This window comes from Kocuria sp. (assembly GCF_030538595.1).
In the GTDB taxonomy this organism is placed as follows: domain Bacteria; phylum Actinomycetota; class Actinomycetes; order Actinomycetales; family Micrococcaceae; genus Kocuria.
On record NZ_JAUNTS010000005.1, the window covers coordinates 17359 to 36449 of the forward strand.

A 19091-nucleotide genomic window follows, 5' to 3' on the forward strand; every position below is an offset into this window, starting at 1 on the left:
GCGAATGCGGACCGCAGGTGGAAGGGCAACGACGGCGCGGGTGCTCCGCCACTGCCCGGAATCACACCACGGTCTCGGGCAACACCACGGTGAGTTCACCGGCCTTGGTGGCCGTTGGTGCCCGCAGTTCAACCTCCCACAACTGCGCCGCCACTTCTGCAAGATCAGCCGGGGTCTCAATCCGAGTACCTTGAGCTTCTTGCTCTATCAAGTGCCTGGCCAATAGTCCGCGCGTGTGTTTGGCGTTGTGGGAAACCACTATGCGCACACCGTTGACCAGTTGCACCACTTTGACACCCACTGTGTTGGCCCGGGGTGCCTGGAAGGCAGCGGTGTAGGTTGCAGAGCGGCAGTCGATCACCAAGGTGTTTTCGGCTGAAGGAGTCAAGGCAGCAGCCAAATGGGGTTTCCAGTAAGTGGACAGTTTGAGGCCACCGGCTTTGCCAAGCCCGCGCAAACTGGTACCGCCGGACAGACGGTAAGCCGGCACTCGATCAGAAGGACGCACGGCACCCCACACTGCGGAGATCACCACCAAGGACTCAGCTGCCACCCTGCGTTGAGCTGCCGTGAAACCTGCGGGATTCAGTGCGTCAAAAAGAACCCCCGTGTAGACCTCCAGTGCCGGACCGGCCGGAGCTTGTTCAAGGTCACGGTTGCGGGCAACGTCCTGTGCCAGGGACGGCCCCACCCCCAGCACTTCCAGAGCGTTCTTCTGGGCGCTGACTTTGGTCAAAGCCTTGATCACTCGTGCCCGTGCGGCAGTGAGCTCGGGCCAGGACAGTGCCGTCAGGTCAACTGGGTCACCGGCTGCGGGGATGGCTTTGGTCTCGGAAGGGGGGAGCAAGATCAGCACTGCTTGATCCTATCCAGCGGCCCGGACACAGCGGCGTCACTTTTGGACAGGTGTCACTGGCTGTGACAGGCTCCACAACTATGGCGCAGAGCACAGCAACTCAACAGCCCCGAAAACTCCTGTCGCGTGAGCGCATTGGACTGGTCTTGGGACCGGCGTTGTTCCTGATCTTCTACTTTGTCCCTGCCCTGACAGGTCTGGAGGATGCACCGCGGGCGGTGCTGTCCGTGACGTTGTGGGTGGCCACCTGGTGGATCACCGAAGCCATGCCCATTCCCGCCACGTCCCTCATGCCGTTGTTCTTGCTCCCCATGACGGGCGGCACGGATCAAGCCACAGCGGCCATGGCGTACGCCAATCCCATTGTGTTCATGTACATGGGCGGCTTCACCATTGCCCTGGCCATTCAAAAATGGGACCTTCACAAGCGCATTGCCATGACCGTGATTCGCATGGTGGGAACGCGCGGTCACCGCATCATGTTGGGCATCATTCTGGCCACAGCCGGACTGTCCATGTGGATTTCCAATGCTGCCACCGCTTTGATGATGCTGCCCATCGGCTTGGCGTTGATCGAGGAGGTCAAAGAGAAGCAGCTCTTCAAGGACGGAGATCTGCAAAAGTTTGCCAAGGGACTGCTGCTCTCCATTGCCTACGCCGCCTCCATCGGCGGCTTGGCCACCTTGATCGGCTCCGTGCCCAATGCGGTTTTTGCCGCACAGGCAGAAATCCACCTGGGAATCCGCGTCAGCTTTGCCCAGTGGTTCATCTTTGCCTTCCCCCTGACCGTTCTGATGTTGCTGTTCCTCTACGTGTTCCTGTCACGAGTGCAGTTCCGCATCAAGGAACAGCCGGAGATCTCCTCGGACTTCGCCAAAGATCAGCTGCAAAAGCTCGGCCCCATGAGCTACGAAGAGAAGACCGTGCTGGGCATCTTTGTGGTGGTGGGTGCGCTGTGGATGACCATCGGTTTCATCCCGGAGGACTGGAACATCCCACTGACGGACCCCACAGTTTCCATCCTGGGCGCCGTGGCCATGTTCTTGCTCCCGGCCCGCCAGCTTCAGGACACCGGCGACGGCGAACCCCGCCGCGGTGGCATCTTGATCTGGAAGGACATGACGGAACTGCCCTGGGGCATTCTGCTGCTGTTCGGCGGTGGCTTGTCCCTGGCCGCAGCTTTTGAGGAATCCGGTCTGACCCCCTGGTTCGGCGAGCAGCTGGGCGGGTTGGAGGTTCTGCCCTATGTGGCCATTGTGGTGGCCATTGCCGCAATCGTGCTGTTCATGACCGAGATCATGTCCAACACCGCGGTGTCCAACATGCTGATTCCGGTCAGCGTGGGGCTGGCCCTGGGCATGGGAATTGACCCGTTTGCCATCATGGCCATTGTGGCGCTGACCTCCTCCATGGCGTTCATGCTGCCCATTTCCACGCCACCCAATGCTGCGGTCTTCACCTCCGAATACCTGACCATCAGTGACATGGTCAAAGCTGGTTTCTGGATGAACGTGGCCTCTCTCACCTTGGTCTCCCTGTTCATTCTGCTGTGGCAACCGGTGGTGCTCTCCAGTGGCATGTAATACCGCCTGTGGATTGTCGGTGACGGTGAAGCCGTCCCCAGGCAGGTAAACTCACCTGCCGGACAGGATGGCCGGGTGACCGCGCAGTATCGGGATGACCGATGCTTCGAGGAAAGTCCGGACTCCACAGAGCAGGACGGTGGGTAACGCCCACTCGGGGTGACCCGCAGGAAAGTGCCACAGAAAACAGACCGCCCACGCGATTCGTCGTCGTGGGTCAGGGTGAAAAGGTGGGGTAAGAGCCCACCAGCGCACCGGGTGACCGGTGCGGCTCGGTAAACCCCGTCCGGAGCAAGGTCAGACAGGATGCGTTGAGGGCTGCTCGCCCGAGTATCCGGGTAGGCCGCTGGAGCCCATCGGCAACGGTGGGCCTAGATGGATGGTCACCGCCGCGTTGTTGGGCAACCGCACGCGAGCACAAAATCCGGCTCATAGGCCATCCTGTCCCCCGCCCACGGTTCAACGGGCTCACCATGTCTCAGGAGGTTCTGCGACGAACCCTGTTCCGCAGAATCATTGACCAGAGCAGGTGCGGGATCAGCAGCCCGGTGGCCAGCGCCAGGGTGACCACCACGGCGGTGGAGGCATCCGTTGCCAGTTGCAGCAACAACTGGGCGTCTGCATTGCCCCCTGCCAGAACCACCACACCGGCCGCGGCCCGGAACATGTACATCCCCGGAACCAGAGCGACGACGGCGGCAAAGCCCGGTCCCACAAAGGGAATCCGATGCCGCTTGCACACCGGTGAGAGCACGATGCCCACCACCAGGCAGTGCACCAATCCGGCTGCCGCCAAAGACCACCCCAGCACCGTCAGCAAGTACCAGTGCAGTCCGTGGGCAAGCATGCTCACCCCGGCCGCCCAGGGCATGAACTTCACGGGCAGGGTGAAGAACACGGAGTAGGCAACTGCCACCAGACCTGCGGCCAGTACATCCGTGTATCCCATGGCCGGGTGAGTCACTCCTTCGACCGGTAGGGAGACTCCCCCGGCGGCCAGCCCCACCAGCACACCTGCGCTGATGGCCAGCACGATCAACCCGGCGTTGACAAGCCGGGCTGTCCCCAGATCCGCTCTGCGATGGGCCAGGTCCAAACAGCCATTGAGAATGTGCGGTCCCGGAACCAAGACCATGGCGGGACACAGTGCCACCAGGCGCGCGGAGTCACTGATTCCCAGGTGCACCGCCAGGGCACCTGCCGCACCGCCGATGAACGCAGCCGTGAAGATCTGCAGAAATTGATCGAAATGGCCGGCCATGGCTCGTCGCACCACACCGCCCAAAGCTGCAGCAGCACCGATCAGGGCCACGGAAGCCGGGTGCTGTTCACCAAAAATCAACGCCAAGCTCATGGAGCCCAGTCCACACGCCAGGGCAAAGACCCATGCTGGATAGGCCTTCAGCTGGGAAGCCGCCTGCAATTCGTGGCTCAGTGCGCCAAAATCACCGCGAAACTCTCCTATGGCGCGCAGCCCAGCATTGACCCGCCCCAGATGATGCTCGGTGGGACTGGCAGGCACGTACTGGGTTCCACCCTGATCTTGCGGGGCAAAAACCGTGATCCCGGACCAGTCCTCACGCATGGGGAAGTGAGCGGTGGCCGTCCCTTCAGGCTCTTGGGCCGTCTGGGGCTTGTTGTGAGCCGCCGCCTGGGGGTTGTGGGCCACTGTCTGGAGGTGTTCCATGGCGGAGATGGTGGCCTGCGTGGATTCACCGTTGCCGTGCAACAGAGCGGCCGCTTGGGCACAGACTGCTGCGGGGACCGGATCGGTCCCCGCAGCAGTCTTGTCCGCACGCATCAGTTGGTGGACTCCGGGTAAGCCGGAACCCACATGGCATCCTGCACGGTTTGAACCCAGTCATCCGAACTCACCGTGGCCACATTGTCCTTGACCGCCTGCTTGGCAACGGCAACGGCAACGGTGGCGGAGGAAGCGCGCAGGTTCTCCACCGAAGGCAGCAAGGCAGCACCGCGCTGGGACGGATCCACCTGACCCGCCACGGCTTCAGCAGCCGCCAACAGCATGCCGTCGCTCACCTTGCTGGCACCGGAGACAATGGTGCCCAGCCCCAGTCCCGGATACAGCAGCGCATTGTTGGCCTCACCGATTGTGAACGTCACGCCGTCATAGTCAAAGGGTGTGATCGGAATACCTGTGGCCACCAGGGCTTGGCCCTTTGACCAAGGAATGATGTCCTCAGGCATTGCTTCAATGCGCTTGGTGGGATTGGACAGCGGAAGAATGATCGGCCGCTGAACTCCCGCGCTCATGGCCTCAATGACATCCTGGGTGAAGGCGCCGTGATCCGTGGAGGTTCCAATCAAAATGGTGGGTTTGACCTGTTTGATGGTTTCCAGGAGATCAATTTTCCCATCCTGGCGTTGCCAATCGGAGACCTCAGATGCAGGCCGGGCATAGGCAGCCTGATAGTTCGGCAAACCCGTCATGTCATCGGTCACCAGACCGTTGATGTCCACCAGCCAGATACGCGACCGGGCGTTGTCGTCGCTGAGTCCGGCCCGCACCATACCCGCGTGAATCTGGTCCGCCATGCCGGTCCCGGCAGTGCCGGCACCAAAAACAAGGAGCCACTGATCAGCAAAGGAATCTCCCGTGACCTTCATGGCGGAGAACACCGCGGCCATCACAATGGCGCCCGTGCCTTGCATGTCATCGTTGAAGACTCGGTACTGATCCGCGTTGTCCACCAGAATGCGCCGCGCATTGGAGGGGCCAAAATCCTCAAAGTGCAGCAGTGCCTTGGGGAACAGATCACTGGTCACCTTCAGATATTCGGCAATCAGGTCATCGTACTGCTGCCCCCGGACACGTGAGTGGCGGTTGCCCAAATACGACGGCGAATTGAGCAGTTCCTCGTTGTTGGTACCGCAATCCAAGTTCACGGCAATGGTTCGTGAAGGATCAATACCGGCTGCGGCCGTGTAAATGGCCAACTTGCCAATGCTGATGTCCGTCCCGTTGACGCCCCAGTCGCCAATGCCCAAGATTTCCTCGGCATCCGAGACCACAATCAGGTCAACGTCATCCGGCCCCAGACCCAGGTTCTCGAATGATTCACGCACCTCCTCAATCTTGTTGATGTTGAGGTAAACGGCATCAGAGTCCCGGAAGTCCGCTGACCAGTTCTCAATGGCATCCCCGATGGTGGGGTCATAGATGATGGGGTTCAGTTCCGTGAGGTGATCCACCACAACTTTGAAGTAAAGCACTGCATTGCGTGCGTGCAGGCGGTCCAAAAAGATGTACTTCTGCAGGTTGGAGTCGTAGGTGTGCAACTGCTGATACGCGCGGGTTGCCTGTTCCTCCAACGTCTCCACGGCTGCCGGGAAGCGGCCCACCAGCCCCAGCGTGGAGCGCTGCTCAGGGGTGAAGGCGGTGCCTCGATTGCGCAACGGGTTGGTCACGACTTCTGGACGCTCTGACATGGATGATCCTCTCAGTTGAGTGGTCGATCGCACCGGTCACCTTCGTTGGTGACCGGCAAGGGTCCTTCGCAGATCCGCACAGGCCCATAGCCAGCGCAAGATCCTGAAGTCAGATTACTGACAGATATGTCATTAAATCGACCCCGCCATCAGTTTCTTACATCACATGTCATCGCGGCGTATGGGTACCGAGCAGAGCGAACATTTCCTCCAGGTCATCAGCCCTGGACGGGGAACCACCCAGGACCCCACGCGCCTGATCCTCCGGGTGAGCGCCGTGATCTTGCGCTGCGGCAACTCCGTCCAGCAACGCCTCCAAGACGGTCAACAAGGGTGTTCTGGACCTGAACACCGCGTCCGAGGTGTTGTTGAACTCCAGATGGATCTGCACCCAAGGTGTGGTGGCCGCCGGTGCGTTGGAGATCAGCACCGTGGTGGCACCGCGCCGATCGGCATAGAGCATGAGGGCCTTGATGGCAGCGGGGTCTCGGTCCACGCTGGAGGCCAGCACCACCGCATCAGAGGGCATGCCCGCTACTGCGTGCGGCCAGTGATCAGTTCCGGGTCCCAGCAGGACGGTATTGCCCCGCAGGTAGGCCAGGAGAGAGGCAAAGTGGGCCATCACAAAATGACCGGAGGCCACAGCGGCCAAGTACAGCGGCCTGGCCTCCTGCGCCAACAGATCAACCACCCGCGCCAAGGCATCCGGATCCACGGAAACGCTGGTGGCCTGCACGTTCTTTTGCACCAGTTCAGCTCGTCGGCCCAGAGTGTCTGAGTCTCCGGGGTGCTGGGCATCCCGGTCAGTGGTGACCGCCGTGTTCACGTGGTGGGCAGCCAACCGATCTCCCGGGTGCTGCAGGTGATGGTGGGCGTGACGGCGCAAGGCCGCATTGAATGATTTGAATCCGCTGTAGCCAAGCCGCTTGGCAAAGCGCGTCACGGTGGCGGTACTGACCCCGGCTCGGTCACTGAGCTGCTGCAGGTTCAGCAGAGCTGCCCCGGGCAGGGCGCGCCCCAGGTAACCGGCAACGGCGCTCTCCCCCGGCGGGAGTTCCCCGGCACTCGCAATCTTCTCCACCACGGACGCCAGCGGCTCTACACTCTCCGCGCCATCTTCCACACCCACCACTCAATTCACAAAAATGGCGCCGCAGGACGGACAGGTGGAGATCTGCGTGGCGTCCGCTTCCACGTCCACCACTTCCGCGGGGCTCATGGTGGACCCGCAGGAACCGCACACCGGTCCGGTCCGTTCGGTGGCTGCGGTACGAATGATGTGGCCACCGGTGCGGATGCGCTCATATCTGGTGACCAGGGCCGTGTTCCCCACAGCTGCCACACGAGCATCACGCCCCGCGGCAAGCTCCTGGTGTTCGGTCTGCATGCTGGCGCCGCGATCTTTGGTGGCGGCCACCAGTCGTTTGGCTTCAGCGTCAGCCGCTTGGAGTTTGGGCATCAGAACCGCACGCTGCTGCATAAAGCTCTCCAACTCCGTGGCCGCTGCGACCCTGGCTGCTCGCGCCTTTTCCACCTGGGTGGTCAAGGATTCAATCTGCCGCTGTAGTGCGGAGACCTCCTTGACGGATCCCCCGGCATCCCGGCGCGCTCGGTCTTTTTCCAAACGGTCCAAAACGTCGGTGAGTTTCTGTTCCGCTGTGGCCTGCGCTGCCACGAGTTCTGTGCGGCGGGTGTCCAGTTCCTTGGCCTTGGCCACAGCAGCTTGCCGGCGCTTCAAAGCGGTGACCAGTTCGGGTTCCGACTGCAACCCTTGCAGAGCTTCGGCCAGCGCTGTCATCCGCGTGTCCCGTTGCTGAAGTTCCAGCAGAGCGCTCAGGTTTTCCGGTGTGACTGTGGTCATCGCTTCTCCTACCATCGCATGGAACTGGTGTGTGTTGAGGGGCCGCGCATCCACTATTGCCAGCGGTCCTGGGGCTCTGGATGGGAGCTGGGGATCTGAAAATCCCAGGGATCGGTGCGACACCGGGAGACCACCACATCGACGTCGTACCCCGCCTCCCCCAGCGACTCCTTCAGTTGACGGGCGGCCACCGGTGCCCACAGCCATTCGCTGGCCGCATGAGAGAGGTCAATCAGGCACAGCCCGTCATCGCCGTGGCGGTGCACGGCAGCCTCACGAGCCTCAGACACAGGGTGATGGCGCAGGTCAGCTGTGATGTAAACATCCGCGTCCGTGGCAGCCACGTCTTCCAGCAACGATCCCCCTGCACCGCCGCACACGGCTACGGTTCGGATCTGGCGCTCCCGGGGACCGGCCACCCGCACTCCTTGAGCGGTGGGTGGCACCACGCCGGCAAGTCGCTGCGCCAGTGCCTCCAACGACAGTGGGGTCTCCAGTTGGCCGATGCGGCCAAGCCCCACGGCGGGGTCCTGCTCCAGCGGTTTCAGAGGGCGCGATTGGGGTACGCCACAGGCTCGGATCAGGGTTTCCGAAACACCGTCCCGGGCGCTGTCCGCATTGGTGTGACAGGCCAGCAGGGCCACGTGATGTTCAATCAGATCGTGGATCAAACGCCCTTTGTACTGGTCTGCGGCAATTGACGATTGACCGCCCAGCATCAGCGGGTGATGAACCAGCACCAGATCCGCGCGTTGATCCAGGGCTTCGGTAACCACAGGGCGCACGGGATCCACAGCCACCAGGATGCGCCGCACGGGTGCCTCCGGGCGCCCCACGATCAATTCGGAGGCATCCCAGGACTCCTGGGTGGCAAAGGGCCAGAGCTCTCCGGCCATCGCCACGATCTGGGCCACGGTGGGCACGGACGTGGGCGTCGCGGAGGCGATCTGTTGGGCAGATTCCATGGCCTCAGTCTAGGAGGCCACCGCAGCCGTGGAATAGGAAGGGGCCTCTCCGTGTTGGACACACACGTGAGAGAAATGACTTTTGTCCTGGCAGGCGGGTGCTTCTGGTGCCTGGATGCCGTGTACCGCATCACCCGCGGCGTGCTGAGCGTGGAGTCCGTTTACACGGGCGGCCACACGAACAACCCGGATTATCACAGTGTGTGCGCCGGCATCACCGGTCACGCCGAGGCCGTGGTGGTCACTTTTGATGCCGATGAGGTTGCGCCCCAGATCATCTTGGACATGTTTTTCACCGGCCACGACCCCACCACCCTCAACAGGCAGGGGCACGACGTCGGCACCCAGTACCGCTCGGCCATGTTTCCCGCGGACGCCGAACAGGAAGCACTGTTTCGGGCGGCCATTGAACGCGCACAGCCGCTGTTCGAGGACAAGATTGTCACCACCATTGAACCCCTGGGAACGGTGTACCCGGCTGAGTCCTACCATCAGGACTTCTATGGACGTCAGCCCTTCAACGGGTACTGCCAGGTGGTCATCAACCCCAAGTTGGCCAAGGTGCGCCAACGTTACGCCGAGTTTCTAACCCCATCATTACTTAGGGGTAACTGAAGAAATCTGGATAGCCTGGATCAGACTGCGCCAGCGCATTGATCCAGCGCATTCGATTCTCATCGAGTGTCAGCAGCAAGGTGGAAGGAAGAAGAAGCACTATGGGCAAGATCTACAACAACGTGACGGAACTGGTTGGCGGTACCCCCCTGGTTCGTCTGCACGAACTGGACAAGGACCTCCCAGGCAACGTGGCCGTCAAGCTGGAGTTTTACAACCCCGCCAACTCCGTCAAGGACCGTATTGGCAAGGCGATCATTGACGCCGCTGAGGCTTCCGGTGAACTGAAGCCCGGAGGAACCATTGTGGAGGGCACCTCCGGCAACACCGGCATTGCCCTGGCCATGGTGGGCGCAGCCCGCGGCTACAAGGTCATCTTGACCATGCCGGAAACCATGTCCACCGAACGCCGCGCCATGCTGCGCGCTTACGGTGCACAGATCGTGCTGACCCCGGGCGCTGAAGGCATGCGAGGTGCGGTGGAGCGCGCCCGTGAAATCGTGCAGAACACGGAAAACGCTGTTCTGGCCCGCCAGTTTGAAAACGAAGCCAACCCCACGGTGCACTACAACACCACCGGCCCTGAGATCTGGGGAGACACCGACGGCGCCGTGGACATCTTTGTGGCTGGCATTGGTACCGGTGGCACCATCACCGGCGCCGGCCGCTACCTCAAGGAGCAGAAGCCGGAAGTTCGCTTGGTGGCCGTTGAGCCGGCAGACTCCCCGATCTTGACCGAGGGCAAAGCCGGCCCGCACAAGATCCAGGGCCTGGGCGCCAACTTTGTCCCCGATGTTCTGGACCGCGAAATCTACGATCACGTGTATGACGTCACCTTGGATGACTCCATTCGCGTGGCACGCGATCTGGGCACCCAGGAAGGTGTGCTGGGTGGTATCTCATCCGGTGCCATCGTGTGGGCCGCCCTGGAAGAAGCCAAGAAGGAAGAGAACCGCGACAAGCTGATTGTTGCCATTGTGTGCGACTTCGGCGAGCGCTACATCTCCACCGTCCTGTACGACGACATCCGCGGCTGATCGCCTGGATGTCCTTGCCCCTGTCCCGTCGATCATGGCGGGGCAGGGGCGCCACCACCTTTCAAGGAGTCACGTGAGTTTTCTGGGCAGGCTGCGCGAGGACCTGGACACGGCCCGTAATCATGATCCGGCGGCACGCACGGATCTGGAAGTGGCGCTGAACTACTCCGGTATGCATGCCATCTGGCTGCATCGCATCAGCCATCGCCTGTGGGGCAATGACCGCACTCGCGGTGCTGCCCGCACGGTTTCCCAGCTGGGACGTTTCCTGACGGGGGTGGAGATTCACCCAGGCGCTCAGATCGGTCGGCGGTTCTTCATTGACCACGGCATGGGTGTGGTGATCGGCGAAACCGCGGAAATCGGCGATGACGTCATGCTGTACCAGGGCGTGACTCTGGGCGGAACCTCCTTGGCAGCCGTCAAGCGTCACCCCACCATTGGTGATGGTGTCACGGTGGGTGCCGGGGCCAAGGTCCTGGGCGACATTCAGATCGGTGCAGGTTCAGCGGTAGGCGCCAATGCCGTGGTGGTCAAGGACGTCCCTCAGGAATCGGTGGTCACAGGGATTCCCGGGAAGGCCCGGCCCCGCACCCCGGACAAACAGGAGCCGCTGGTGGATCCGGCTACATACATTGATCCCGCCATGTGGATCTGAGCTCTGGGCCGATCTGGCAACACCAAGGCGCCCCATTCAGCGTTTGCTGGATGGGGCGCCTTGGTGTTTTGGCCTCAGCCGAGGCTCATGCGCGGTTCAGCACGTGGCTCAGGCCTCCACCTCGGAGCGGTCAGCGCTCCACAGCGTGTGGAAGGCGCCGTCGGCATCAACACGCCCGTAGGTGTGGGCACCGAAGTAGTCGCGCAGCCCCTGGGTCAGGGCTGCGTTCAGGCGCGGGCGACGCAAACCGTCGTAGTACGCCAGGGAGGAGGCAAACACCGGGGCGGGAATACCGCGCTCGGTGGCCTCCACCACCACACGCCGCCAGGACGGCAGATACTCCGCAATGGCATCACGGAACACCGGGGCAAAGAGCAGGTTGCGCGGCTGGGCGCCGTCCTTGTAGGCCGCCATGATGTCCTGCAGCAATTCGGCACGGATGATGCAGCCGGCCCGCCACAGGGAGGCAATGGTGTCCAGCTTCAGATCCCAGTTGTGCTCACCGGAGGCCGTGGCCAACATTTCCATGCCCTGGGCATAGGCCACCAGCTTGGAGCAGTACAGTGCCCGCCGCACATCTTCCACAAAGGCGGCGTCGTCAACGGTGTCGGATTCACGGACTCCGGCAGCCAGAGTCTCCTGCGCTTCCAGGCGGGTTTCACGTTCCGTGGAGGACAGCGCGCGGGCAAACACGGATTCCGCGATGGCCGTGACCGGGGAGCCTAAGTCCAGGGCCGCCATGACGGTCCACGTACCTGTCCCCTTCATGCCTGCGGCGTCCACGATCACGTCCACCAGCGGCTTACCGGTCTTGGCATCCACCTGTTTGAGCACCTCAGCGGTGATCTCGATCAGGTATGAGGACAGTTCGGTCTGGTTCCATTCGGCAAAGGTCTTGGCCTGGTCGCCGGGTTCCTGACCTGCAACATCACGCAGCAGCTCATAGGCTTCACCGATCACCTGCATGTCCGCGTATTCAATGCCGTTGTGCACCATCTTCACAAAGTGCCCGGCGCCATCGGTTCCGATCCATGCGCAGCACGGAGTGCCGTCGTCGGCCTTGGCGGAGATGTCTTCCAGGAGGGGGCCCAGGGATTCATAGGACTTGGCCGAGCCGCCGGGCATGATGGACGGCCCGTTCAGAGCACCTTCTTCACCGCCGGAAACACCCACGCCCACAAAGTGGATGTTCTGCTCGGCAAGTGCCGCCTCACGGCGGATGGTGTCCGGGTAGTGGGAGTTACCGCCGTCAATGATGATGTCGTCCGCATCCAGCAACGGCACCAGCTGATCTATCACGGCATCCACGGGCGCACCCGCCTTGACCATGACCAGAATGCGGCGGGGTTTCTCCAGAGAATCCACCAGCTCTTGCATGGTTTCCGTGCGGATGAAGTCACCTTCATCTCCGTGGGCGGCCAACAGTGCGTCGGTCTTTTCCACGGAGCGATTGTGCAGGGCCACGGTGTGACCGTGACGAGCAAGGTTGCGAGCCAAATTGGCCCCCATCACCGCAAGGCCGGTGACACCGATTTGTGCTTTCTTCTCTTCAGCCATACGGCCAGCCTATCCCCGGATCAACGCCGGATCATTGTTATCTCTGCCCGCAACCGCGCGGGCTACGTCACGTGACTTTCACCCGGCGCGGTGTCTCATGTTCCGCAGTACTCATTCGGTGACCCGGAAGACACCGTGGGCTCCCCGTTCTGCATCGACCATCACATGATTCACCATGGGGAAATGACCCGGTTCATCAAAAGTGAGTTCCACGAATCCGCCCTGGGCAGCTTCCAATCCCAAGGCCTGTGATCCCCCGCCGGATACGCCGAACGGGTCCACCCCGTCACGCAAGGTGTAGGCCCCTTCTACGAACACTGTGTCGAACTGGTCTCCCACAATGTGAAAGCTCAGCGGCCGATTGGGACCGGCATCCAGCACCCAGACGCGGACCCGCTCCCCCACCCGCGCTTCCAGGGGTTCTTGGTCGTACTGATTGGCAGCCCCGTTGAACACCACGAAGGTGGGCTCAGCCCCACTGCCGGCAGCTTCTGCATCCACGGGTCGGGCCTCTTGTTTGGAAGCACCGTCACCATCCAGGTAGACCTCCGACTGCACCAACACGTATTCACGGTCCACCGACTGCAGGTCCTCTGGCTCAATGATCACCGCGCCGTGCATGCCACCGGCAATGTGTGCACTCATGGGAGCCGTGGAGCAGTGGTACATCCAGATCCCGGCCCGGTTGGCGGTGAACCTGTAGGTCAGCTCCTCCCCGGGCGCGATGGTGCGCATGTTCTGGTCAGGGGCCACTTCACCCGCGTGAAAGTCCACGGAGTGGCCCATGGTGCCGTTGTTCACCAGGGTGATCTCAAAGGTGTCACCGATCTTGCCGTGCAGGGTGGGTCCCACGGTGGAACCGTTGTAGGTCCAGCGCTGTTGCCACACGCCCGGAGCCACTTCCATGGGTTGCTCTGTGACCTCCAAACGCAGTTGGTGATCCGCGCCCTCACCGTCCCCAGATTCCACGGGGCTCAGCACGGGATCCACCACGGATTCCAGGGAGGCTTCAGGATCCACGCTCACACCGGCATCAGTGCTGTGGGAACCGTGTTCCATCCCGTTCATGGTGGCTTCGGAGGCGTCGTCGTCGGTGTTCTGTGCGCTGAGGCCACCTGAATCCGTGGCCGCCTCCACGGTGAGGTTGAAGGTCATGCCCATCTGGCGGTGCCCGGCCACGGTGCACCAGCCCTCCATGGATTCGGAGACCACCCCCAGGTCAAGTTCCCCGGTCTGCCCGGCCCTGAGCCGTTCGGTGCGTTGCCCACCGATCTGAAGGTCATGGATGTTGGTGGGATCGGTGTTGGTGAGTTCAATGATCACGTGGTCCCCAGCATTGACCGTGGCCTGATTGGGGGTGAAGGCCATGTCCACGGCGTCGATCTCCAGCCGGACGGTGTTGCCGGTGGGCTCCACCTGCGTCTGACCACTGACGGACTGGGTGCCGGTGAATTGCAGCCCGGCAGCCCCGAGATCCACACCGATCCCCACGGTCACGGCCAACAGCACCGCTGTAGCCCCCGCCGTCACACCGGAACCAGTCAGGGTCTTGGTCTGGGCGGCCACCCCCGAACGGGCTTGCGCTGCCGCTTGCGCGCCGCCGGGGCGCTCGGCCATCACGTGCGGCCGTTTGCCCTGGGCAGCCTCCATGGCCATGGTCTTGCGTTCCGTGACCGCTGCCTTGATGCCAAGCACCATCAGCGGCAGGAAGGCTGCCAGAGCAGCCAGGACGACGACGGAGGTGGTCACCTTGACCCAGGACGGCACGGGCAGCAGCCACACAGCCAACCCCAGGTTGATCACCGTCAGGCGGGCTGCACCGTAGCGTTCCAACCAGGCCGACCCGGCTTTGAGAACTCGCGGTCCGCCGCCCAGAACGGAGGGCAGCAAATAGGTCATGGCACCTGTGACCAGTTGCACCAGGAAGCCCACGGCCCAAATGGCGCCCAGCCGGGGGTAGGCCTCCGCAAGGCTCAGATCATCCAGACGCAGCACCGCCCAGCCTGTGGCCAGCCCGGCCACAGTGAACCACACCATGGCTGCCGCAATGGATGCGGACGCGAACTCACGCGGCGGGCGCTGCCGAGCCGGACCCACCAGGCTGCGGCCCCACCAGAGCAGCCCCAGCGCGTAGAGTCCCAGACCACCCACTGCCACGGGACGCCATCCCAACAAGGCCGCCGTGACAGTCACGGTCACAGCCACCAGCAAGATGGGCAAGGCTTGTCTGGCCAGGCGTTCCGAACGCTGGTCCATGCGGGTACGCAGAACGGTGGGCCAGAAGGTGACCAGAGTGCCCACCACGGTCAATCCCACCCAGCCCAGCAGCATGGTCATGGTGTGGGCAATCAGGAGCCGACTGTGCCAGGCATCGCCCAACCCCCAGGCCAGTGCAGCACCGAATCCTGCACCGATCGGCATGCAGGCAGCAGAGGCAATGTAGTAGCGGACCACAATCCGGAATCGCATGGGCAGGGCCCGGCGCAGGTCCCGGATGAGTTCGCCTGCGTGCCAGAGCACCATCAGGGAGACCACCACAACGCCTGAGACCACCAACCACCACTGCACGGTGGGCACTCCCACGAACACCGCAGCAGACCCCAATGCCAGCAGCCCCAGTCGCCTGTTCTGACGCGCAACGGCGGTTTCATCAGGTCGGGTCTTGAGCAGAGATGCGGTGAAGTACGCACTCCACACCATGATCGAGTGGGTGATGATGCCCAAGCCCACCAGGTGGATCAACAGCCACGCCGCCGATGGAATCCACACATGGGCCAGGGACACCAGCACGGCCATGACCGCCCAGACCACCACTGCAAAGTCGCGCCATCCGCGCCGCCGCCTCATGGAGGGGTTGTCAGAGGTGATGGATGATGCGCTGGACCGAGGAGTGTGGGACACCCCACTATATTAATACAGCCCGATGTGTATTAATTCGGGTACGGTACTGCCATGCCCCACCGTGGACCACGCCCCACCCCTCGTCCTGCCAGCCTCACCCCTGCCCAGCTCAAAGTTCTGCGCACCGTGGCAGCCCTGGGCGGCCAAGGTATCCGCCACACAGAGATCGCCGAAACCCTGGGTGGGCATCCCAACGCCGTTCGCCCGCACTTGGAGACACTGGTCCGCTCCAATCTGTTGGCCACGGAAGAATTCCGCGACGGTCACCGCGGACGCCCTCCCCGGATGTATCGCGTGACCGCCAACGGTCACGCCGCTCTCAGCCAAGATGCGAGCGCCGACAACAGCGCCCTGGTGGGAGCCCTCACGGACTTCATGCTTTCTTCGGGCCACGGCCCGCAGGACGCCCGCCGTGTGGGGCAGATTTGGGCCCAAGCCCTGGAGCAGTCACCTCACCACACCGACGACGACGCCCCCTCCACCCCTCCCAGCACACAAGTCCCAGTCACCGGGACGCCATCTACCGATGTCTCTGAGCGTGCGGTGACTCGCGTGGTGAACGTGATGGACTCCTTGGGTTTTGATCCCGACCTGGAGCCCACCGCCTCTGGGCACAGAGTGACACTCAAGGCTTGCCCCATGCTTGAGTTGGCTCAACAGAACCCGGAATTCATCTGCCGGATTCACGAGGGACTGATTGCCGGTGTCATGCACCGTGAAGGTGTCCCGGCCCACGTTGAGCTGCACCCCTTCGCCACTGAGACGGCCTGCCAGGTTCGGATCAATCCGCACAGCGCCAGCTGATTACCCGCTGGCCACACCGTCTCCAACGGGCTACACGGTCACCGCACCTCAGACACCTCACTCGGGACGGACAGTCAGAGTTTGGGCCACCGTGCCCACGGGACCGTCGTCGTCGTGAAGAGTTGAGGTGGTGAGCCCCACACCGGTGGGGCCAAAGGAGACCGCGGTGTCCAGCCCCACCCACGGCAACACCGGCTCACGGAAGAAATGGGCCGTCAGATCGAGGTTGGGGAAAGCCACGGCGCGGTTGTCCACACGGGGCGCCACGCCGTTCATCACATCCACCAGCCCCAGGAAAGCCGCGGTGGTGGAAACCGGCTCCTCCCGGATCAGCTCCGTGTCCGTGCGCAGCCACGCCATGGCTCGGCCAGGTTCATGTTCCGTGCGGCGCGCCGTCAAGGACGCGATGAATCCACCAGGCCAGACCGCGGAGCCGTTCCATTCGGGGTGCTCCTGCTGACCGAGTACGGCAGTCAAACCCACTCCCTGAATGGCCTCCGTGTTGTAGGCCTGCATGAACCAACCGCGTGCGATCACAGCATCCCGACCTCCATGTGACAGGCGGGCCTCCACCAGTTCTATGGTTCGCCCGGGACGCAGAACTGTCACCGAAATATCCACGGGTCCAATGTCAAAAGTGCCCAGGATGTCGTAGGACACCCGGGTCAGTTGGAGGGCAGCCGCACCGCGCTGATGCCTGTCATCCTCCATGCAGTGAGCCAGCAAACCCAGAGCCGGGGCAATGTGCTGCTCCATAGGATCCCATCCCCCACCCACATGTTCCGTGGCGGCAAAGGACGTGGGGCCGATACGCTCGAAGTACCAGTGGATGGGTGGGTGAGATGTGCTCTGTGTCATGTCAGCCATCTTGGCGCACCGCCAGGCCCCCAGCCCACCCAACCGCCAGAACCGCCGAAAGGAACAGCATGGACACGCGCAAGGTGATCTTTCTGGATGTGGACGGCACTCTGGTGGATTACCACAACAACATTCCAGAATCTGCACGGGTGGCCATCCGGGAGGCCCGGAACAACGGGCACCTGGTGTTGATGAGCACCGGACGCAGCAGGGCGGAGGTCTATCCGGAGCTGTGGGAGATCGGCCTGGACGGTCTCATTGGCGGCAACGGCAGCTACGTGGAGTTCCAAGGACAGGTGGTTCTGGAGCAAACCATGGCCCCGCAGCAGTGCCGCGCCGTGGTGGACTGGCTGACGGAGCGCGGTCTGGAGTTCTACCTGGAATGCAATGCAGGCCTCTACGGCAGCCCCCGATTCCAAGAGGTGGCCCAACCCACCATTCGCCAGTACGCCCGCACCAAAGGAAATGCCCAGGCCGATCACCTCACGGTGGGCGACGTCTTCCCGGACATGATCTTTGGGGCCGACCTTGTGCGCAGTGATGTGAACAAGATCAGTTTTGTTCTGAACTCTTACGCTGACCACACGGAGGCCACCGCCGCCTTCCCGGATCTGAAGTCAGGCACCTGGGGTGGTCGCGGCGGTGACGCTTTGTTCGGGGATCTGGGCGTGGCCAACATTTCCAAGGCCGTGGCCATCGAGCAGCTGGTGAAGCACGTGGGTGTGGATATTGCGCACACCATTGGTTTTGGGGATGCCACCGTGGACATCCCCATGCTGGAAATCTGCGGCGTGGGTGTGGCCATGGGCAACGGCAGCCAGGACGTCAAGGCTGTGGCCGATCACATCACCGACGACGTCGAAGAGGACGGTCTGGCCAATGCCTTCCGCCACCTGGGGTTGATCGACTGAGCGTGGACTGCTGGACTGAACGGGGTTTCACCAGCTGCGTCCGGCCCGAACCAAGTATCTGAGGTGAACACGCATGACTCGACGCTCCATTGAAGACATCAAGGCCCGTGCCGACGAGTTCGCCGACGCCTTCGAGAACTACGACCCGAAGCCCAGCGACCAGAATGCACCCCTGCCACCCTCGATGGCGGTCAAACTCGCCGCATGGCGACGCGACGCGGCAGAAAAGGAGCTTGCCGCGGCCGTGCGCGCTGCGCGTGACCAGCGCCTGTCCTGGCGCGAGGTCGGCGAGGCAATCGGCACCAGTGGCGAAGCCGCCCGCCAACGCTACAGCGCCTCCGCATGACCGGCGGGGGTTATACGCCAGAAAGTGTGTAGCGCAGGCCCCTGGATCCCAACCAGCAGTAGGGCAACACCAGCCTTGACATGCTTTGAGAGCATGTCAGGTGTCCCTTCCACGAAACAGACCCACGTGTGGTGTATGCGCCCGCCCCCTGGTCAAAAGCGGCACCACCATCGCTGGTTCCACCGGCTACCGGTGCATACCCTGTGGCTAACCCGCAAGCCGTGCGCAGTTTGATACCTCATCAGGGCTGATGGGGTATCAAACTGCGCACGGCTTGCGAGGGTTAGGTGTCTACGGAAGCTGGGAAGCACGGTGGCGCCCATAACACACCCGGGATTTACACACATTTTGGCGTATAACCCACTAACCCAGCGACGAAGGCATGGACGCCAAATGGGAGCACCCAACATCTCCTGATGTTGGGGCTCCCATTTGGCGTTGCGGGTGGGCCCTACCGGGATCGAACCGATGACACCTGCGGTGTAAACGCAGTGCTCTACCAGCTGAGCTAAAGGCCCTGGATTCCCCAAAAAATTGAGTGCACCGGGTGGACGACTTCCACAGACGCCAGCACCCAGTGCTGACGCCTACGCTACCCGGTGAAGTCATATCAGAGATGCCTCACACCGGCACAAATGTGTCGAAGTGTGTATGACATTCATCACATGCTGGAAATCTTGCCTTCACCA

At 62.4% G+C, this 19091-nt stretch carries 16 protein-coding genes, 1 tRNA gene and 1 other RNA gene; 8 read left to right on the forward strand and 10 right to left on the reverse strand.

The features are described from left to right. Positions 1-61: 61 nt before the first annotated feature. Positions 62-856: a YaaA family protein gene (locus Q4G32_RS05730; RefSeq protein WP_303349918.1), complete on the reverse strand. Its 795-nt coding sequence runs from the start codon at positions 854-856 to the stop codon at positions 62-64. 80 nt (positions 857-936) lie between these two features. Between Q4G32_RS05730 and Q4G32_RS05735 the strand changes: the two genes are divergently transcribed. Next, positions 937-2439 carry an SLC13 family permease gene (locus Q4G32_RS05735; protein ID WP_303349919.1) on the forward strand — a complete coding sequence of 501 codons (1503 nt, stop codon included), beginning with the start codon at positions 937-939 and terminating at the stop codon, positions 2437-2439. 63 nt (positions 2440-2502) lie between these two features. Further along, an RNA gene (gene rnpB / locus Q4G32_RS05740) (RNase P RNA component class A) lies at positions 2503-2887 on the forward strand. A 30-nt stretch (positions 2888-2917) separates the two neighbouring features. On the opposite strand, the gene Q4G32_RS05745 is transcribed toward rnpB, so the two are convergent. The 5 genes from Q4G32_RS05745 to Q4G32_RS05765 form a co-directional block, all read right to left on the reverse strand. Continuing rightward, positions 2918-4240: a threonine/serine exporter family protein gene (locus tag Q4G32_RS05745; RefSeq protein ID WP_303349920.1), complete on the reverse strand. Its 1323-nt coding sequence runs from the start codon at positions 4238-4240 to the stop codon at positions 2918-2920. After that, positions 4240-5889, reverse strand: a complete 1650-nt coding sequence (locus Q4G32_RS05750; RefSeq protein ID WP_303349921.1) for an NAD-dependent malic enzyme — start codon at positions 5887-5889, stop codon at positions 4240-4242. The genes Q4G32_RS05745 and Q4G32_RS05750 overlap by 1 nt, the downstream gene beginning before the upstream one ends. 169 nt (positions 5890-6058) lie before the next feature. Continuing rightward, positions 6059-7021, reverse strand: coding sequence for a MurR/RpiR family transcriptional regulator (locus Q4G32_RS05755; RefSeq protein ID WP_303349923.1), 963 nt, complete (start codon positions 7019-7021; stop codon positions 6059-6061). Continuing rightward, positions 7022-7750: a zinc ribbon domain-containing protein gene (locus Q4G32_RS05760; RefSeq protein WP_303349924.1), complete on the reverse strand. Its 729-nt coding sequence runs from the start codon at positions 7748-7750 to the stop codon at positions 7022-7024. A 53-nt stretch (positions 7751-7803) separates the two neighbouring features. Beyond that, on the reverse strand, positions 7804-8715 hold the full coding sequence (locus tag Q4G32_RS05765; protein ID WP_303349926.1) for a Nif3-like dinuclear metal center hexameric protein: 912 nt from the start codon (positions 8713-8715) through the stop codon (positions 7804-7806). A 75-nt stretch (positions 8716-8790) separates the two neighbouring features. Between Q4G32_RS05765 and msrA the strand changes: the two genes are divergently transcribed. From msrA to epsC, 3 genes are all read left to right on the forward strand, one after another. Then, on the forward strand, positions 8791-9330 hold the full coding sequence (msrA, locus tag Q4G32_RS05770; RefSeq protein ID WP_303350114.1) for a peptide-methionine (S)-S-oxide reductase MsrA: 540 nt from the start codon (positions 8791-8793) through the stop codon (positions 9328-9330). Between the two features lie 101 nt (positions 9331-9431). Next, the gene (cysK, locus tag Q4G32_RS05775; RefSeq protein WP_303349928.1) at positions 9432-10367 is read left to right on the forward strand and encodes a cysteine synthase A; all 936 of its coding nucleotides are present in this window, start codon (positions 9432-9434) and stop codon (positions 10365-10367) included. A gap of 73 nt (positions 10368-10440) precedes the next feature. After that, positions 10441-11025 carry a serine O-acetyltransferase EpsC gene (epsC, locus tag Q4G32_RS05780; RefSeq protein WP_303349929.1) on the forward strand — a complete coding sequence of 195 codons (585 nt, stop codon included), beginning with the start codon at positions 10441-10443 and terminating at the stop codon, positions 11023-11025. 108 nt (positions 11026-11133) lie between these two features. Here the strand turns inward: epsC and gndA are convergent, their stop codons facing one another. Together gndA and Q4G32_RS05790 are read right to left on the reverse strand one after the other, a co-directional pair. Continuing rightward, positions 11134-12582: an NADP-dependent phosphogluconate dehydrogenase gene (gene gndA / locus Q4G32_RS05785; RefSeq protein ID WP_303349930.1), complete on the reverse strand. Its 1449-nt coding sequence runs from the start codon at positions 12580-12582 to the stop codon at positions 11134-11136. A 111-nt stretch (positions 12583-12693) separates the two neighbouring features. Continuing rightward, a complete protein-coding gene (locus Q4G32_RS05790) occupies positions 12694-15483 on the reverse strand; it encodes a multicopper oxidase domain-containing protein (protein WP_303349931.1) in 2790 nt (929 codons plus the stop codon). 51 nt (positions 15484-15534) lie between these two features. Here Q4G32_RS05790 and Q4G32_RS05795 point away from each other — a divergent pair, with 51 nt between their 5' ends. Further along, a complete protein-coding gene (locus tag Q4G32_RS05795) occupies positions 15535-16287 on the forward strand; it encodes a helix-turn-helix transcriptional regulator (protein ID WP_303349932.1) in 753 nt (250 codons plus the stop codon). 57 nt (positions 16288-16344) lie between these two features. Here the strand turns inward: Q4G32_RS05795 and Q4G32_RS05800 are convergent, their stop codons facing one another. Further along, complete coding sequence (locus tag Q4G32_RS05800; RefSeq protein ID WP_303349933.1) at positions 16345-17145, reverse strand: thioesterase family protein; 801 nt, start codon at positions 17143-17145, stop codon at positions 16345-16347. A gap of 68 nt (positions 17146-17213) precedes the next feature. Here Q4G32_RS05800 and Q4G32_RS05805 point away from each other — a divergent pair, with 68 nt between their 5' ends. After that, the gene (locus Q4G32_RS05805; protein ID WP_303349934.1) at positions 17214-18056 is read left to right on the forward strand and encodes an HAD family hydrolase; all 843 of its coding nucleotides are present in this window, start codon (positions 17214-17216) and stop codon (positions 18054-18056) included. Positions 18057-18129: 73 nt separating this feature from the next. Further along, positions 18130-18402 carry a hypothetical protein gene (locus tag Q4G32_RS05810; RefSeq protein ID WP_303349935.1) on the forward strand — a complete coding sequence of 91 codons (273 nt, stop codon included), beginning with the start codon at positions 18130-18132 and terminating at the stop codon, positions 18400-18402. 445 nt (positions 18403-18847) lie between these two features. Here the strand turns inward: Q4G32_RS05810 and Q4G32_RS05815 are convergent. After that, positions 18848-18920 (reverse strand) — tRNA-Val (locus tag Q4G32_RS05815). Between the last annotated feature and the right edge of the window lie 171 nt (positions 18921-19091).

Coding starts and splice junctions, on each gene's coding strand:
- Q4G32_RS05745 (WP_303349920.1), bottom strand. CDS start 4,240: ATGCGTGCGGACAAGACTGCTGCGGGGACCGATCCGGTCCCCGCAGCA.
- Q4G32_RS05735 (WP_303349919.1), top strand. CDS start 937: ATGGCGCAGAGCACAGCAACTCAACAGCCCCGAAAACTCCTGTCGCGT.
- Q4G32_RS05760 (WP_303349924.1), bottom strand. CDS start 7,750: ATGACCACAGTCACACCGGAAAACCTGAGCGCTCTGCTGGAACTTCAG.
- cysK (WP_303349928.1), top strand. CDS start 9,432: ATGGGCAAGATCTACAACAACGTGACGGAACTGGTTGGCGGTACCCCC.
- Q4G32_RS05810 (WP_303349935.1), top strand. CDS start 18,130: ATGACTCGACGCTCCATTGAAGACATCAAGGCCCGTGCCGACGAGTTC.
- msrA (WP_303350114.1), top strand. CDS start 8,791: ATGACTTTTGTCCTGGCAGGCGGGTGCTTCTGGTGCCTGGATGCCGTG.
- Q4G32_RS05750 (WP_303349921.1), bottom strand. CDS start 5,889: ATGTCAGAGCGTCCAGAAGTCGTGACCAACCCGTTGCGCAATCGAGGC.
- Q4G32_RS05800 (WP_303349933.1), bottom strand. CDS start 17,145: ATGACACAGAGCACATCTCACCCACCCATCCACTGGTACTTCGAGCGT.
- Q4G32_RS05795 (WP_303349932.1), top strand. CDS start 15,535: ATGCCCCACCGTGGACCACGCCCCACCCCTCGTCCTGCCAGCCTCACC.
- Q4G32_RS05805 (WP_303349934.1), top strand. CDS start 17,214: ATGGACACGCGCAAGGTGATCTTTCTGGATGTGGACGGCACTCTGGTG.
- gndA (WP_303349930.1), bottom strand. CDS start 12,582: ATGGCTGAAGAGAAGAAAGCACAAATCGGTGTCACCGGCCTTGCGGTG.
- Q4G32_RS05765 (WP_303349926.1), bottom strand. CDS start 8,715: ATGGAATCTGCCCAACAGATCGCCTCCGCGACGCCCACGTCCGTGCCC.